Raw genomic sequence first — 14,547 nt, forward strand, 5'->3', positions numbered from 1 at the left:
GAATCGGGAGAAAATCAGGAGAGAATCAGGATAGACTCAACAACAGCCGCTATTTTTCAGATCACCGGCGGCTGCGGCAGCGACCGTTTGAGGTATAATTCGAATTTCCCGCATGTGCCGTTCGGCACCTTCTGTAATGACTAAGTTTGTATTTGTTACCGGTGGCGTTGTCTCATCCCTTGGTAAAGGGATTGCAGCCGCCTCTCTCGCCGCGATTTTGGAATCGCGCGGCCTTAAAGTCACCCTTCTTAAACTCGATCCGTACATCAACGTCGATCCAGGCACCATGAGCCCGTTCCAGCACGGCGAAGTGTTTGTGACCGACGATGGCGCCGAGACCGATCTCGACCTCGGCCACTATGAGCGCTTCATTACGGCCAAGATGAAGAAGGTGAATAATTTCACCACCGGCCAGATCTACGAATCAGTGATTCGTAAGGAACGCCGTGGCGAGTACCTTGGCAAGACGGTACAGGTTATTCCGCATATCACCAACGAAATCCAGGATTACATCTATCGCGGCGCCGAAGGTTACGACGTGGCGCTGGTGGAAATCGGCGGTACCGTCGGCGATATCGAATCCTTGCCGTTCCTCGAAGCGGCGCGCCAGCTGAGCCTGCGCGCCGGTCGCAAGGCGGCGGCTTTCGTGCATCTGACGCTGGTGCCATATCTGGTCTCGGCCGGTGAGCTGAAGACCAAGCCGACCCAGCATAGTGTGCAAAAACTGCGCGAAATCGGTATTTCGCCAGATGCCTTGCTGTGTCGCGCCGACCGTCCGATCCCGGATGACGAACGAGCCAAGATTTCCTTGTTCTCAAACGTCCAGGGCGACGCCGTGATTTCGGTGTGGGACGCTGACACCATCTACAAGATTCCGCAAATGCTGCACGACCAGGGGCTGGATGCTATCGTCTGCGAAAAGCTGGGCCTGTCGCCCAAGCCGGCAGATCTGTCGGTCTGGACCAAGCTGGTGCACGCATTGGAAAATCCAAAGTACGAAGTGACCATCGGCATGGTCGGCAAGTATGTCGACCTGACCGAATCCTACAAGTCGCTGACTGAAGCATTGCGCCACGCCGGCATTCATACCGGCAGCCGCGTCAATATCGAATACCTGGACTCCGAAGAAATCGAAGCCAACGGTACCGGCGCCCTGGCCAAGTACGATGCCATCCTGGTGCCGGGCGGTTTCGGCAAGCGCGGTGTCGAAGGCAAGATCGCGGCAGCCCGTTTCGCCCGTGAAAACAAGATTCCTTATTTGGGCATCTGCCTCGGCATGCAAGTAGCGTTGCTGGAATATGCGCGTAACAAAGCCGGCCTGCCGCACGCCAATTCGACCGAATTCGATGCCCAGACCGACCAGCCCGTGGTGGCCCTGATCACAGAATGGCAGAACCACGACGGCAAGGTGGAACTGCGCGATATCAATTCCGATCTGGGCGGCACCATGCGCCTGGGCGCGCAAACCTGCGATGTCAAGCCGCATACCCTGGCCTCCGAAATCTACGGCCCGACCGTGACCGAACGCCATCGTCATCGCTACGAAGCCAATAACCATTACCTGGAACGTATCGAAGAAGCCGGTCTGGTGGTGTCGGCCCGTACTCCGACTGAAGACCTGTGTGAAATCATGGAATTGCCGCGCAGCGGCGAGAATGCGCATCCCTGGTATGTCGGTGTGCAGTATCACCCGGAATTCAAATCGACTCCGCGCGATGGCCATCCTTTGTTTATTTCGTTCATCAAGGCTGCGCTGGCGCACAAGCAAGCTGATACAGCAGCGTAAGGAAAGATTATGAAACTTTGTGGCTTTGACATCGGACTGGATCAGCCGTTTTTCCTGATCGCCGGCCCGTGCGTGATCGAATCGCGCCAGATGGCGCTCGACACTGCCGGACAATTGAAAGAGATCACCAGCGCGCTGGGCATCAACTTCATTTACAAATCGTCTTTCGACAAGGCGAATCGTTCTTCCGGTTCTTCTTTCCGCGGCCTCGGCATGGAAAAAGGGCTGGAGATCCTGGCCGACGTCAAAGCGCAAATCGGCGTGCCGGTGCTGACCGATATCCATGAGATCGATGAAATCAAACCGGTGGCAGCGGTAGTTGATGTCTTGCAGACGCCGGCCTTCCTCTGCCGCCAGACCGATTTCATCAATGCTTGCGCTCAATCAGGCAAGCCGGTGAATATCAAGAAAGGCCAGTTCCTGGCGCCGCACGACATGATCAATGTCATCGCCAAGGCGCGTGCCGCGGCCCGCGAAGCCGGTCTGCCGGAAGATAATTTCATGGCTTGTGAGCGTGGTGCATCGTTCGGTTACAACAATCTGGTATCCGATATGCGTTCGCTGGCGATCATGCGTGAAACCGGTTGCCCGGTCGTGTTCGACGCCACCCACTCGGTGCAGTTGCCTGGCGGCCAGGGCAGCACCTCCGGCGGCCAGCGCGAATTCGTGCCGGTGCTGGCGCGGGCTGCGATTGCTGTCGGTGTTTCCGGCGTGTTCATGGAAACCCATCCGAATCCGGCAGAAGCTAAATCCGACGGACCGAACGCGGTGCCGCTGGGACGCATGAAAGAATTGTTGTCGACCATGATAGACCTGGATCGGGTCGTCAAAAAGAATGGCTTTATCGAAAGCAATTTCGGTTGATTGCTTGGGGGGACCAGGGACTATATAGCTGCTGCTATACAAGTAAGTGGTAAAGCTTGAACCTTGTCCCCGCAAATGGTTTTAATATCGCGAATATTTTTATTTGATAGGGAAATACATGAGTGCAATCGTTGACATCATTGGCCGCGAAATTATTGATTCGCGCGGTAATCCGACAGTCGAATGCGACGTCTTGCTGGAATCCGGCGTCATGGGACGCGCGGCGGTACCGTCCGGCGCCTCCACCGGTTCGCGCGAAGCGATCGAGCTGCGCGACGGCGACAAGAGCCGTTACGGCGGCAAGGGCGTGCTGAAGGCGTGCGAGCATATCAACACTGAAATTTCCGAAGCCATCATGGGCCTGGACGCCAGCGAACAAGCGTTCCTGGATCGCACCCTGATCGATCTCGACGGCACCGAAAACAAAGGCCGCTTAGGCGCCAACGCCATGCTGGCGGTATCGATGGCGGTGGCCAAGGCCGCGGCTGAAGAAGCCGGCTTGCCTCTGTACCGTTATTTCGGTGGCAGCGGCGCGATGCAAATGCCAGTGCCGATGATGAACGTTATCAACGGCGGCGAACATGCCGACAACAACCTGGATATCCAGGAATTCATGATCATCCCGGTCGGCGCACCGAGCTTCCGCGAAGCGCTGCGTTACGGCGCCGAAGTATTCCACGCGCTGAAGAAGATCCTGCACGACAAGGGTCTGTCGACCGCGGTTGGCGATGAAGGTGGTTTTGCACCTAACCTGGCCAGCCACGAAGAAGCGCTGAAGCTGATCATCCAGGCGATCGAAGCGGCCGGCTACGAGCCAGGTACGCAAATCGCTCTAGGCCTGGATTGCGCCGCCAGCGAATTCTACAAGAACGGCAGCTATGTCCTGGCCGGCGAAAACATGACCCTGACCGGTGCCCAGTTCACCGGTTTGCTGGCATCGTGGTGCGACAAGTACCCGATCATCAGCATCGAAGACGGCATGGCGGAAAACGATTGGGACGGCTGGAAGCTGCTGACTGAAACCCTCGGCAAGAAGATCCAGCTGGTAGGCGACGACCTGTTCGTCACCAACACCAAGATCCTGAAGGAAGGCATCGACAAAGATATCGCCAACTCGATCCTGATCAAGATCAACCAGATCGGCACCCTGACCGAAACTTTCGCTGCGATTGAAATGGCCAAGCGTGCCGGCTACACCGCAGTGATCTCGCATCGTTCGGGCGAGACTGAAGATTCGACCATTGCGGATATCGCCGTTGGCATGAACGCTTTGCAGATCAAGACCGGCTCCATGTCGCGTTCGGATCGCATGGCCAAGTACAACCAGCTGCTGCGTATCGAAGAAGATCTGGGCGACATCGCCAGTTATCCGGGCCGTGGCGCGTTTTATAATCTCAAGTAATTGAGCGGGGTGGGCACACGTGCCCACCCCGAACTCAAAATAAGATAAGACAGCGGAACCAACGCCAAAACGATGCGCCTGATTGCCATTTTCCTGACCGCTCTGCTGATACTGGTCCAGTACCCACTGTGGCTAGGCAAGGGTGGCTGGCTGCGGGTCTGGGATATGGATCAACAAGTGCATTCGGCACATGAAAAGCTTGACGAACTGAAAGCCCGCAACGCCAAGCTGGATTCGGAAGTACATGATTTGAAAGAAGGCACCGGTGCAGTCGAAGAGCGGGCGCGTACCGAGCTGGGCATGATCAAGCAAGACGAGATTTTTATTCAGATTCTCGATCCGAACGGCAATCCGGCCGATATGCCGGCGCCGCCAAATGCAGAATTGACGGCGGTGGAAAAGACGGTGGCGATCGCCGTGCCGACGGAAAAGAACCAGAAACCAGAGCACTGATACTCTTCAGTTTGCCGGGCGGCCGTACTGCTTGCCGCCAGGCCCTATCCCATTGCCTCGCTCTTAATGTTTGCTGCTGCCGGAAGGCAGCAATACTTCAACCGGCTCATCGCTGGCAAACAGATGCGCGCAATCGACTTTGTCGAACTCATAATGCTGACCGCAGAAATCGCAATCCACCGCCAGCTTGCCTAAATCAGCGAGGGCTTCCTCGATCTCGGGCTGACCTAGCATTTTCAACATGCTGCCGACTTTTTCGCGAGAACAATTGCATTGAAAGCTGGGCTGCTGCGGTTCGAAAACGCGGATGGTTTCTTCCCAAAACAGACGGCGCAACAGCGTTTGTATATCGGTGGACAGCATTTCTTCGGAGCGCAGAGTGCCGCCCAGCGCCAGGAAGCGATTCCAGGTTTCCAGCTCGTCGGTGAGCGGCACGTCGATGCCGCCGTGATTCGGCAGTTTTTGCAACAGCAAGCCGCGCGCCACTTTGTCGTCGGCTGCCAGCCACAGCTTGGTATCCAGCTGTTCCGAGCGCAGCATGTAATTTTCGATGACGGTGGCGACATCCTCGCCATCCAGCGGCACGATGCCTTGATACGCTTTCTGGCCCGGCATCTTGTCCTGCGGGTCGAGCGTGATCGCAAAACGTCCCTGGCCGTTCAGATTGACCAGTTGCGACATGGCCGCATCGGGGTCGATTACAGCGTCGGGCGCGAGCTTGGCGGTGGCGCGCATCTGCAGTTGCGAATCACATTCGACCACCAGCAGCCGGATCGGGCCGTCGCCATGAATCTGCATGACGATGACGCCGTTGAATTTCAGATTAGCCGTCAGCAATGCCGCTGCCGCCATCATTTCGCCCAGCAAGGTTTTGACCGGCGTCGGGTAATGGCGGTGCGCCAGCACTTGCTGCCAGGTGCTGGACAGCTCCACCAGCTCGCCGCGCACGGCTGCATTTTCAACCATGAATTTTTGCAGTGAATCGCCGTGCATTTCGCCGGTGTCCATCATCTTTGTTACGTCCATATTTTTATCCGCTTATGTGTTGCTCGTTATCCGATTTTTTTCAGGCTGGTTTTGTATTCTTGCCCACGTTCTATGTAGTGCGCGGCGTTGCCGGCCAGCGCCGCGATATCTTGTTCGCTCAGGGTGCGCACCGCTTTGGCTGGTGCGCCGATGATCAACGAGTTGTCCGGAAATTCCTTGCCTTCGGTGACCAGCGCGCCGGCGCCGACCAGGCAATTTTTGCCGATTTTGGCGCCATTCAGAATCACCGCCTGGATCCCGATCAAGGCGCCGTCGCCAATCGTGCATCCGTGCAACATTGCCTGATGGCCGATGGTGACGTTCTTGCCTATCGTCAGCGGGAAACCCATATCGGTATGCAGCGTGCTACTTTCCTGCACATTGCTACCCTGGCCGACAGTAATCAGCTCATTATCGCCACGGATAGTGACGCCGAACCAGATACTGGCGTCGGCTTCGATCTTGACCTTGCCGATCAGGTTGGCGGACGGCGCAATATACGCTGAAGGGGCAATGTCGGGGGCATGTTCGCCCAATTGGTAGATGGCCATAAATCTCCGTAAAATGCTGGTTGCCGGGCATGCAGGATGCCCTTATCGAATGCTTGCAGATAGGTCCATTGTGCGATTTTTCAACCGTAGCGTCATTTTACCGCTCTCAACATGAACCATTCCCCCTTTCCCGCAAAGCCTGACGGCCCTGCGGAGCTACGCGCCGCTGCCTTGCATTGGCTGTGTGAGTCTGATGTTGCTGCCAAAGTGGCCGGAGTCGAGGCAATGGCGGTAGCCTGGGGCGAAGCTGGCATGCAGCTGGATAAGCAGCGCGCGCTGAGTGCAAGCGCAAGCATACCTGGGCGCCCGCTACAACCATTGCTAGTTCCACCGCGTGAGGTAAAGCATCGTTCCATGGCCTCGCTGGAAGGGCGTGCCGCCATGATTCACGCGCTGGCGCATATCGAATTCAATGCCATCAACCTGGCGCTGGATGCGATCTGGCGCTTCAGCGGCATGCCGCAGGATTATTATGCCGATTGGTTGCGTGTCGCCAAGGAGGAAGCTTATCACTTTAGTTTGCTGGCAAAACATTTGCAAACCCTGGGATTCGCCTACGGCGATTTTTCGGCACATAACAGCTTGTGGGAGCTGACCGAGAAAACCAGCCATGACATTTTGGCCAGGATGGCGCTGGTGCCGCGTTTGATGGAAGCGCGCGGCCTGGACGCATCGCCGCGCACCCGCGCCAAGCTGGCGCAGGCCGGCGATGAGGATGCGGCGGCGATCATCGATATTATCTTGCGCGATGAGATAGGTCATGTGGCGATCGGCAACCGCTGGTATGGCTGGCTCTGCCAGCTACATCAGCTGGAGCCGTTGGCAACATTTGCTGCCCTGGCCGCCCAATATAAAGCGCCGGTGCTGCGCGGGCCATTTAATCTGGAAGCAAGAAGAGCGGCTGGATTTTCCGAGCAAGAGCTGCTGATGCTGCAGATGGCTGAATAAAAAGTGGCTGAATAAAAGTACAGATTTTCCTGCAGTTCCAAGAGCATCGCGGTCGCGATCTGCTGCTACAGGATGCCCCCATCTTTTTAAGAAACGTTATATCCACAGTTGATGTTTTTGCATGATAAATTTGTTGTCGTATTGATAAATTTATGGTTTTTACTGCCGCCTTGGGTGGCTCATGGAGAAATATCAAATAGAGGGGCGGGGCATTCATATGAAAAAATATTTACTGATCAAGCCGTTGCTGCTGACGCTTATCCTTGCGCTGAGCGGCCAAGCTCATGCGGTAGGTAGCGGCAGTATCGGCGACGGCAGCGGCAGCATCAGCAGGAACGGCAGCACCACTACCGTCAAACAGGCTAGCGACAAGCTGATCATCAACTGGGACAATATGAACGTCGGCAACGCCGAAACCCTGAATTTCATCCAGAAAGACGCCAACGCCGCCGTATTGAACCGTATCAACTCGATAGACCCCACCACGATTCTGGGGGCGCTGAATGCCAATGGCCGTGTCTTCATCGTCAACCCGAACGGCGTACTGATCGGCAATGGTGCGCAAGTCAAGGTCGGCAGCCTGGTTGCCTCTGCACTCAATATCAGCGATGCCGCCTTTAACAGCGACGCACTGAATTTCGCAGAGGGCAACGGCCGGGTGCGCAATCAGGGCGAGATCAACGCCACCGGATCGGTCGCCCTGATCGGCGCCGCTGGTGTAGAAAACACGGGGGTTATCAAGGCCGTTGGCGATGTTGTGCTGGCGGCAGCGGACAGCATCAGTCTGAGTTTCGCGGGTAATAATTTACAAGCCCAACTGAGCCAGGCCAGCCTCGACGCCGTGATCAACAATGGCGGCCTGATCGTCACGCAAGACGGCAACATCGCTCTCACCGCGTGGGCGCGCGACGCGATCACCCGAAGCGTGATCAACAACAGCGGCTCTCTCGAAGCCAACCGCGTCAACCACGCTGAGGGAGTGATCCGGCTGGCTAGTCTGGGCAGCGGCAGGCTCAACGTCGGCGGCAGTTTGACTGCCGATGGCGATATCGTTGTGAAAGGGCAGAGCGTCCATGTTCAAGACGGCGCCAAACTCAGCGCCGCTGACGGCAATATCAATCTGGTGGCAACGGGGACAAGCAGCACGGCGGCCTACGTCAAGTTTGGCCGCGCTGAATTGACTGCTCAAGCACTCAACATTACAGCGGACAACGTCGCGACTGCCGCGGCTGAGGCAGACTTGCCGGAGTTGAACGTGGAGGAGGCGAATGTGGCAGCGGCAACGCGTGACCGTGACTTGTTAGTGGGCGGCGTGCTGGCCGCCGATCAAATGGCTACCTTGCACAACGGTCAGGGCGTCATCAGCGATGGCTTTATCAAGGCGGGCAAGGGAGTGGAATTGAGTGTATCCACTCAGGGACTGGGGCAACTGATCCTGACTAACGACAAGTTGAACTACGGCGCGCTTTCACTACGCGCCGAGCAAGGCGACATCCGCTTTGATCGCAGCATACACGCCGACCGCATAACCGCCAAAACCAACGCCAATATCGAGCAAGCCGAAGCTGCCGATCTCATTGTCGAGGATTTTCTGGCGCTTGATGCGCAAGGTGTGTTGCATCAGCGCGCCGATATGCTTGGCGGCGAATACGGCCATATCCATCTCCGCGGCGGCGCTGCGTTGCACCAGCGTCGCGGGACGCAGACCCGTGGCGAAGATATCTCCTACCGCGGTAATCGGCTGATATTGTCAGGCGCCACGTTGTCCAGCGACACGGTAACGATTGGCGGTGGTTCAGGCGGCATTTTGCTGGATGGCGAGTTGCGCAGCGATAGTCTGCAAATCAATGCCGCAGGCAACGTCAGGCAAACCGCAAGGGCCTCGATTAACGCCGACGCGCTCGGTTTGGACGGCGCGGAGGCAAACTTTGATTTGAGCGCCGGCAAGAATGCCATTGGCTGGCTGCAAATTTCCGATGCAAATTCGGTGAAGATCCGAGTCACCGACGATTTGTCGCTATCCGCGCTTACGACCACGGGAGATATGGAAATCCGGAGCGAAAAGAAACTGGAGACATCGGATGCATACTCGATTTTTGCTGGTGGCAAGCTTAATCTTGAGGCTGGGGATCGCTTGTTGTTAGGCGGCCAGGTGACGGCGGTTCGCCACGCCCACTTTGCTGCTGGTCGGGCCGGGATTGATGTTCAGGGGCAAATTCATGCCGGTAGCGCCACCATGCGGACCCAGGGCGACATTACTCAGCAAGAAGGCAGCTTGATCGACGTGGCAGGCAATCTGTCTTACCAGTTGGGTTCGCAAAGCAAGGTGGTGATGCAGCCGGGGGCGTCGCGCAAGGTGGGCGGAAAAATAAGTGGTTTGCCAGTTGAACCCAGGCCAAAGCCACCGAAACCTTGGTGGGCATTCTGGATGTGGTGGTGGTAAGCCTTTGACGGGCACGGGAAATCTTTTTGCGGCTAACAGGCCTAGCAGCCTGTCGGACTTAGGGATGATCGGCTGCAAAAATAGCTGAGCGGTCCATATAAGCACCGGTTTCTTGGTCAATAGCTAGCTATTGACGCTGCGAACCCGGCAAAATCTGTCCTCGCTCGGCTATTTTTTCGCTTCGATCCTCTAAGTCCGACAGGCTGCTAGTGATACCACTTGCGTTTGCCGGCAGGTTTGACGATTTCCGCCATATTCACTAGTTTGGTGCCGGCGATGCGGTCGTGCAGGAGTTGGCGTTGGGGATCGAGGTAAATGGTCATGGCCCATAGCACGAAATTCGCCGCCGGAATCAAGGCCAGCATCCAGGTCTGTGCGCCTAACGCCCAGGCCAGCGCCAGCCCGGGCAGGAACCAGCACCAGCAGAGCAGGAAACGGATGGCGGCACGGCCAGCTTTCACCGCGCTGCCATCTTGGTTGACTAGCTGGATGCGCCAGGTTTTCATGGCTAGCGTTTGTCCGCCATGGCTCCAGCACCAGACAAAATACAGGGTCAAGACAATGAACAGCCAAGCTTGCTGGCCGTGACGCAGATACAGTGCGTTGCGTTGCTGCAGCAAGGTGGAAAAAATCCATCCCGCAATAAACAGAATGCCAAACAACAACATGGATTCATACATGATGCTGCCGAAACGACGTTTCAGCGACGGCGTCTGCTGTTGGCTGGCAAGCGGGTTTATTGCGACAGGATTCAAAATGCTTATTTCGTGGTTGGCGCCGGCGCTGGGGCCGTCGCCGGTGCGACCACCGCAGTCTGTTCCTGGGCCGCAGGCGGCGCCATATTGACTGGTGCTGCGGGCTTGGCTTTGTTGAGCGTGGCCGGCGGCATGGTGGTTACCCGTTTGTGGTGCGGCGTAGCTTGTTCGGCCAACTCTTTCTTTTGCTGTTCCGATAATTGCTGATACTGCTGCCAGCGCAATGCTCTTTGCTCGGTATCCAGTTTATTGGCGCGGGCATAATTTTCGCGCGCGATACGGCGCTGTTCAGGGGTCAACGTTACCCAGCCGCGCATCCTGGCCTGCAATCTTTCTTGCTCAGCCGGCGTCATGCTGGCGTAGCGGCCGCTGATTTCCAGCCACTTCTTCCTGGCGGTCGGCTTCAGCTTGTCCCAATCGGGGGCTAGCGGTTCCAGGATATGTTGCTGAACCGCGCTCAATTGATTCCAGTTGGGGGCCGCACTATCCACTACCTTGATCATTTTAGCTTGGTTGCCCGGCGTTTCCTTGATGCTGGCGACAGCCGGGTATCCGGCTGCCTGGGTCGGTGCAACCGGGCCGAGGACTGCCAGCGCCGCACCACCTGTCACCAGCAACGCACAGGCGGCGCCGATCAAACGCTTGCGGCGGTTGCTTAGCATGCTTGCGGACGACTCGCGCTTAGTCGGCTTGGAGGGGGAGATTGACGTCATTGGTCTTGCTGCTGGGCGAGGTAGGCGCTGAAACCGCGATCCAGGTAGGCCGATGGCGGCAATTCGTCCGAGAGCACGGCTGCGTCAATATCGGCGGCGGCGCTGATCCGATGTTGTTGTTCGTATTGATACAGGCCGGACAGCAGCACCAGGCCGGCCAGAATCGGCGCAGCGACGCCGATCCGCGTCAGCCAGGACAGACGGTCACCGAAGAAATTGCCGGCGTGGCCCGCCAGTACGCCTTGACGCGCCAACACGCGGGTCGGCGCATCTTTTTTCTTGCGCGCCATTGCCGCCTTGCGGGCAGCAGCCAGGCGGTCAGCGGTAGGGGCTGGCAAATTGTCCAGGTTTTCATTCAGTGCGTGCCGCACCTTGAAAGCGAAATTGATTTCTCTATTGTTCATAAACTGATTCCTTTGGCCTTAAGCGATAGCGCCAGGGTGTGCGTCGCGCGAGAGCAGTGCGTCTTTACGCTGCCTTCCGAGCATCCCATTGCGGCCGCGGTCTCGGCAACATCCATGTCCTCCCAATAACGCATCAGGAAGGCTTCCCGTTGACGCGCCGGCAGTTTCTGTACTTCCTCATCGATCATGTTGAGAATTTGCTCACGTTCCAGCTTGTTGGCGCTGGATTCTGTCGCTTGCGAATCTTCATCCGATTCAAAGGTTTCCAGGACATCGTAATCCTCGTCATTGGCATTGTTGTGCCCCATGCTGGAAAACAGGCTGACCCAGGTATTGCGCACCTTTTCCCTGCGGAAATAGTCGTGGATGGTGTTCTGCAGGATGCGCTGGAACAGCATCGGCAGCTCGGCCGCCGGTTTGTCGCCGTATTTTTCTGCCAGTTTGATCATGGCGTCTTGAACGATGTCCAGGGCAGACTCGTCTTTGCGGACGGCATACACCGCCTGCTTAAAAGCCCGGCGTTCTACGTTTTCAAGGAAATCGGAAAGTTCTTTATCTGTGGCCATGCTTCGCGGCGGATTGGGTCATACTTTACTGCTGTTTCAAGATGCTGTTTCAAGATTCTAGATGCTAGATTCTATATGCAGCCGGAATACGGCCATGCCCGGGGTCAGACCCCGATATTGACTCGCCTACGCCAGCCGCCCTTGGCCCGTGTCCGGAACTGTCGTTCGCCTTACCTTCATAAACAATGGCTTACGATTAATTTCCAGACTGGCCGAATCCTAGCAAAAAAGGCGATGGTTGTGGGCAAATCTACAGCAAAAGACACGATTTAACTCGGATTTGATGTAATTTGGCTTGACCGGAATGAAACTACGCATTATGGTAGCTATCCACTTCAGAACCCTGGGGTGCAAGCCTTTTCGCTGACGACTCAAGATGTTGCTCAACGGACAGGCATGCTTCACATTTGTAAGCTGTTTGCTCCAACCCGTGCCACAAGCGCGAGAAACAGGCGGCGGTGTATACAGAATTTTCGGCCGAACGAGTAGCGTTTAGCGCCATTTTGAATCGTATCTACGGCTACGCAACGGAATGACGTGATCGCACAAAAAAGGGACGCCGTGGCACTGATACGCTGCGCCATTTCGTCAGGAAAGAGCATCCGATCAATTTCCAATGGACCTTGAAAGGATCTAGTCATCATGAACAAAGATACAAATTTGCCTGTTACCGGCGCGGAAATTCTCGTGCGCTGTCTGGCGGAAGAGGGTGTCGAACACGTGTTCGGCTATCCCGGTGGCGCTGTGCTGTATATATACGACGCCATATTCCAGCAAGAAAAATTCCAGCATATCCTGGTACGTCATGAGCAAGCTGCGATTCACGCAGCCGATGCCTATTCCCGCAGTTCGAACAAGGTTGGCGTGGCCATCGTCACGTCCGGCCCGGGCGTCACCAATGCGGTGACCGGCCTGGCCACGGCCTATATGGACTCGATCCCGATGGTGGTGATTTCGGGTCAGGTGCCGTCATATGCGATCGGCGAGGATGCGTTCCAGGAGTGCGACACGGTTGGTATCACACGCCCGTGCGTCAAGCACAATTTCCTGGTCAAGGATGTCAAGGATCTGGCATCGACCATCAAAAAGGCGTTCTTTATCGCCAGTACCGGCCGTCCCGGCCCGGTGCTGGTGGATATCCCTAAAGACATCACCATGCACCGCCATATTTTCGACTATCCGAAGGAAGTCGAAATGCGTTCCTACAAGCCGGTCGACAAAGGTCATTCCGGTCAGATTCGCAAAGCGGTGCAACTGCTGCTGACAGCCGAACGGCCAATGATCTATGCCGGCGGCGGCGTGATCCTGGCGAATGCCTCACCTGAACTGAACAAGCTGGTGGATCGCCTGGGTTACCCATGCACTACCACCCTGATGGGTCTGGGCGGCTATAAGGCATCGAGTGACAAGTACGTCGGCATGCCTGGCATGCACGGTACTTACGAAGCCAATATGGCGATGCAGAACAGCGACGTGCTGATTGCCATTGGCGCCCGCTTTGACGATCGCGTGATCGGCAATCCCAAGCATTTCACCTCGACTTCGCGCAAGATCATCCATATCGATATCGACCCATCGTCGATTTCGAAGCGCGTCAAGGTCGATATCCCTATCGTTGGCAACGTCAAGGATGTGCTGCAAGAACTGCTGGCGCAACTGGACGCATCCGAAACCCGGCAAAATACGCCGGCCCTGTCCAACTGGTGGAAGCAGATCAACGAGTGGCGCGCACGCGATTGCCTCAAGTTTACCGATTCGACTGAAGTGATCAAACCGCAAGCGGTGATTGAAAAAGTGTGGAAGATCACCGACGGCGATGCTTTCATTACTTCCGACGTCGGCCAGCACCAGATGTGGGCGGCCCAGTACTACGGCTTCGACAAGCCGCGCCGCTGGATCAATTCCGGTGGTCTTGGCACCATGGGTGTCGGCTTGCCGTATGCGATGGGCGTGCAGATGGCCAACCCTGGTGCGACCGTGGCTTGCATCACCGGCGAAGCATCGATCCAGATGTGTATCCAGGAGCTGGCGACGTGCAAGCAATATCACCTGACACCGAAGATCATCTTGCTCAATAACCGCTTCCTCGGCATGGTCCGTCAATGGCAGCAGATCGATTACGGCTCGCGTTATTCCGAGTCGTATATGGATTCGCTACCGGACTTCACCAAGCTGGCCGAATCTTTCGGCCATGTCGGCATGAAGATCGAGAAGCCGGGCGACGTCGACGGTGCATTGAAAGAGGCGTTCGGCATGAAGGATCGCCTGGTATTCATGAATTTCATAACGGATCAAACCGAAAACGTCTGGCCTATGGTCAAGGCGGGCAAGGGCTTGACTGAAATGCTGCTCGGTTCGGAGGATCTGTAATCATGCGACATATCGTTTCTGTATTGCTGGAAAATGAAGCGGGCGCCTTGTCGCGCGTGGTCGGTCTGTTTTCCGCCCGCGGCTACAACATCGAGACATTGACGGTCGCACCGACCGAAGATGCCACCTTGTCACGCATGACCATCGTGACAAGCGGTTCGGATGACGTGATCGAACAGATCACCAAGCACCTGAACCGTCTGATTGAAGTCGTCAAAGTGGTCGACCTGACCGAAGGCGCACATATCGAACGCGAGCTGATGCTG

At 56.4% G+C, this 14,547-nt stretch carries 14 protein-coding genes; 8 read left to right on the top strand and 6 right to left on the bottom strand.

From position 1 onward, the window contains the following. Window positions 1-136: 136 nt before the first annotated feature. The 4 genes from VNZ60_RS19070 to ftsB all read left to right on the top strand — a co-directional run bounded on the left by VNZ60_RS19070 (window position 137) and on the right by ftsB (window position 4,505). Complete coding sequence (locus tag VNZ60_RS19070; protein WP_325661923.1) at window positions 137-1,786, top strand: CTP synthase; 1,650 nt, start codon at window positions 137-139, stop codon at window positions 1,784-1,786. Window positions 1,787-1,795: 9 nt separating this feature from the next. Then, on the top strand, window positions 1,796-2,650 hold the full coding sequence (kdsA, locus tag VNZ60_RS19075; RefSeq protein ID WP_211467081.1) for a 3-deoxy-8-phosphooctulonate synthase: 855 nt from the start codon (window positions 1,796-1,798) through the stop codon (window positions 2,648-2,650). A 118-nt stretch (window positions 2,651-2,768) separates the two neighbouring features. Then, the gene (gene eno / locus VNZ60_RS19080) at window positions 2,769-4,052 is read left to right on the top strand and encodes a phosphopyruvate hydratase (RefSeq protein WP_325661926.1); all 1,284 of its coding nucleotides are present in this window, start codon (window positions 2,769-2,771) and stop codon (window positions 4,050-4,052) included. A gap of 72 nt (window positions 4,053-4,124) precedes the next feature. After that, window positions 4,125-4,505, top strand: coding sequence for a cell division protein FtsB (gene ftsB, locus VNZ60_RS19085; protein WP_325661928.1), 381 nt, complete (start codon window positions 4,125-4,127; stop codon window positions 4,503-4,505). 63 nt (window positions 4,506-4,568) lie between these two features. On the opposite strand, the gene hslO is transcribed toward ftsB, so the two are convergent. After that, window positions 4,569-5,531, bottom strand: a complete 963-nt coding sequence (gene hslO, locus VNZ60_RS19090; RefSeq protein ID WP_325661930.1) for an Hsp33 family molecular chaperone HslO — start codon at window positions 5,529-5,531, stop codon at window positions 4,569-4,571. A gap of 26 nt (window positions 5,532-5,557) precedes the next feature. Next, complete coding sequence (locus VNZ60_RS19095) at window positions 5,558-6,082, bottom strand: gamma carbonic anhydrase family protein (protein ID WP_325661932.1); 525 nt, start codon at window positions 6,080-6,082, stop codon at window positions 5,558-5,560. Between the two features lie 111 nt (window positions 6,083-6,193). On the opposite strand from VNZ60_RS19095, the gene VNZ60_RS19100 reads away from it, so the two are divergent. Both VNZ60_RS19100 and VNZ60_RS19105 read left to right on the top strand, forming a co-directional pair. After that, complete coding sequence (locus tag VNZ60_RS19100; RefSeq protein WP_325661934.1) at window positions 6,194-7,030, top strand: ferritin-like domain-containing protein; 837 nt, start codon at window positions 6,194-6,196, stop codon at window positions 7,028-7,030. A 217-nt stretch (window positions 7,031-7,247) separates the two neighbouring features. After that, complete coding sequence (locus VNZ60_RS19105) at window positions 7,248-9,473, top strand: two-partner secretion domain-containing protein (protein WP_325661936.1); 2,226 nt, start codon at window positions 7,248-7,250, stop codon at window positions 9,471-9,473. Window positions 9,474-9,679: 206 nt separating this feature from the next. On the opposite strand, the gene VNZ60_RS19110 is transcribed toward VNZ60_RS19105, so the two are convergent. The 4 genes from VNZ60_RS19110 to VNZ60_RS19125 are packed head-to-tail and all read right to left on the bottom strand — an operon-like array spanning window position 9,680 to window position 11,911. Then, on the bottom strand, window positions 9,680-10,228 hold the full coding sequence (locus VNZ60_RS19110; RefSeq protein WP_325661938.1) for an RDD family protein: 549 nt from the start codon (window positions 10,226-10,228) through the stop codon (window positions 9,680-9,682). A 5-nt stretch (window positions 10,229-10,233) separates the two neighbouring features. Beyond that, complete coding sequence (locus tag VNZ60_RS19115) at window positions 10,234-10,941, bottom strand: DUF3106 domain-containing protein (RefSeq protein ID WP_325661940.1); 708 nt, start codon at window positions 10,939-10,941, stop codon at window positions 10,234-10,236. Beyond that, the gene (locus VNZ60_RS19120) at window positions 10,938-11,345 is read right to left on the bottom strand and encodes a DUF3619 family protein (protein ID WP_325661942.1); all 408 of its coding nucleotides are present in this window, start codon (window positions 11,343-11,345) and stop codon (window positions 10,938-10,940) included. Before VNZ60_RS19120 ends, VNZ60_RS19115 begins: the two co-directional genes overlap by 4 nt. Beyond that, window positions 11,342-11,911, bottom strand: a complete 570-nt coding sequence (locus tag VNZ60_RS19125) for an RNA polymerase sigma factor (RefSeq protein ID WP_092413402.1) — start codon at window positions 11,909-11,911, stop codon at window positions 11,342-11,344. Before VNZ60_RS19125 ends, VNZ60_RS19120 begins: the two co-directional genes overlap by 4 nt. Before the next feature lie 642 nt (window positions 11,912-12,553). Here VNZ60_RS19125 and VNZ60_RS19130 point away from each other — a divergent pair. Both VNZ60_RS19130 and ilvN read left to right on the top strand, forming a co-directional pair. Then, a complete protein-coding gene (locus tag VNZ60_RS19130) occupies window positions 12,554-14,281 on the top strand; it encodes an acetolactate synthase 3 catalytic subunit (protein WP_325661946.1) in 1,728 nt (575 codons plus the stop codon). Window positions 14,282-14,283: 2 nt separating this feature from the next. Next, a partial coding sequence (gene ilvN, locus VNZ60_RS19135; protein ID WP_325661948.1) for an acetolactate synthase small subunit occupies window positions 14,284-14,547 on the top strand: 264 nt, incomplete at its 3' end.

The organism is Collimonas sp., assembly GCF_035566375.1.
In the GTDB taxonomy this organism is placed as follows: Bacteria; Pseudomonadota; Gammaproteobacteria; order Burkholderiales; family Burkholderiaceae_D; genus Collimonas.

Excerpts from the sequence above, each read along its gene's own strand:
- VNZ60_RS19070 (WP_325661923.1), top strand. The coding sequence starts at position 137 with ATGACTAAGTTTGTATTTGTTACCGGTGGCGTTGTCTCATCCCTTGGT.
- kdsA (WP_211467081.1), top strand. The coding sequence starts at position 1,796 with ATGAAACTTTGTGGCTTTGACATCGGACTGGATCAGCCGTTTTTCCTG.
- eno (WP_325661926.1), top strand. The coding sequence starts at position 2,769 with ATGAGTGCAATCGTTGACATCATTGGCCGCGAAATTATTGATTCGCGC.
- ftsB (WP_325661928.1), top strand. The coding sequence starts at position 4,125 with ATGCGCCTGATTGCCATTTTCCTGACCGCTCTGCTGATACTGGTCCAG.
- hslO (WP_325661930.1), bottom strand. The coding sequence starts at position 5,531 with ATGGACGTAACAAAGATGATGGACACCGGCGAAATGCACGGCGATTCA.
- VNZ60_RS19095 (WP_325661932.1), bottom strand. The coding sequence starts at position 6,082 with ATGGCCATCTACCAATTGGGCGAACATGCCCCCGACATTGCCCCTTCA.
- VNZ60_RS19100 (WP_325661934.1), top strand. The coding sequence starts at position 6,194 with ATGAACCATTCCCCCTTTCCCGCAAAGCCTGACGGCCCTGCGGAGCTA.
- VNZ60_RS19105 (WP_325661936.1), top strand. The coding sequence starts at position 7,248 with ATGAAAAAATATTTACTGATCAAGCCGTTGCTGCTGACGCTTATCCTT.
- VNZ60_RS19115 (WP_325661940.1), bottom strand. The coding sequence starts at position 10,941 with ATGACGTCAATCTCCCCCTCCAAGCCGACTAAGCGCGAGTCGTCCGCA.
- VNZ60_RS19120 (WP_325661942.1), bottom strand. The coding sequence starts at position 11,345 with ATGAACAATAGAGAAATCAATTTCGCTTTCAAGGTGCGGCACGCACTG.
- VNZ60_RS19125 (WP_092413402.1), bottom strand. The coding sequence starts at position 11,911 with ATGGCCACAGATAAAGAACTTTCCGATTTCCTTGAAAACGTAGAACGC.
- VNZ60_RS19130 (WP_325661946.1), top strand. The coding sequence starts at position 12,554 with ATGAACAAAGATACAAATTTGCCTGTTACCGGCGCGGAAATTCTCGTG.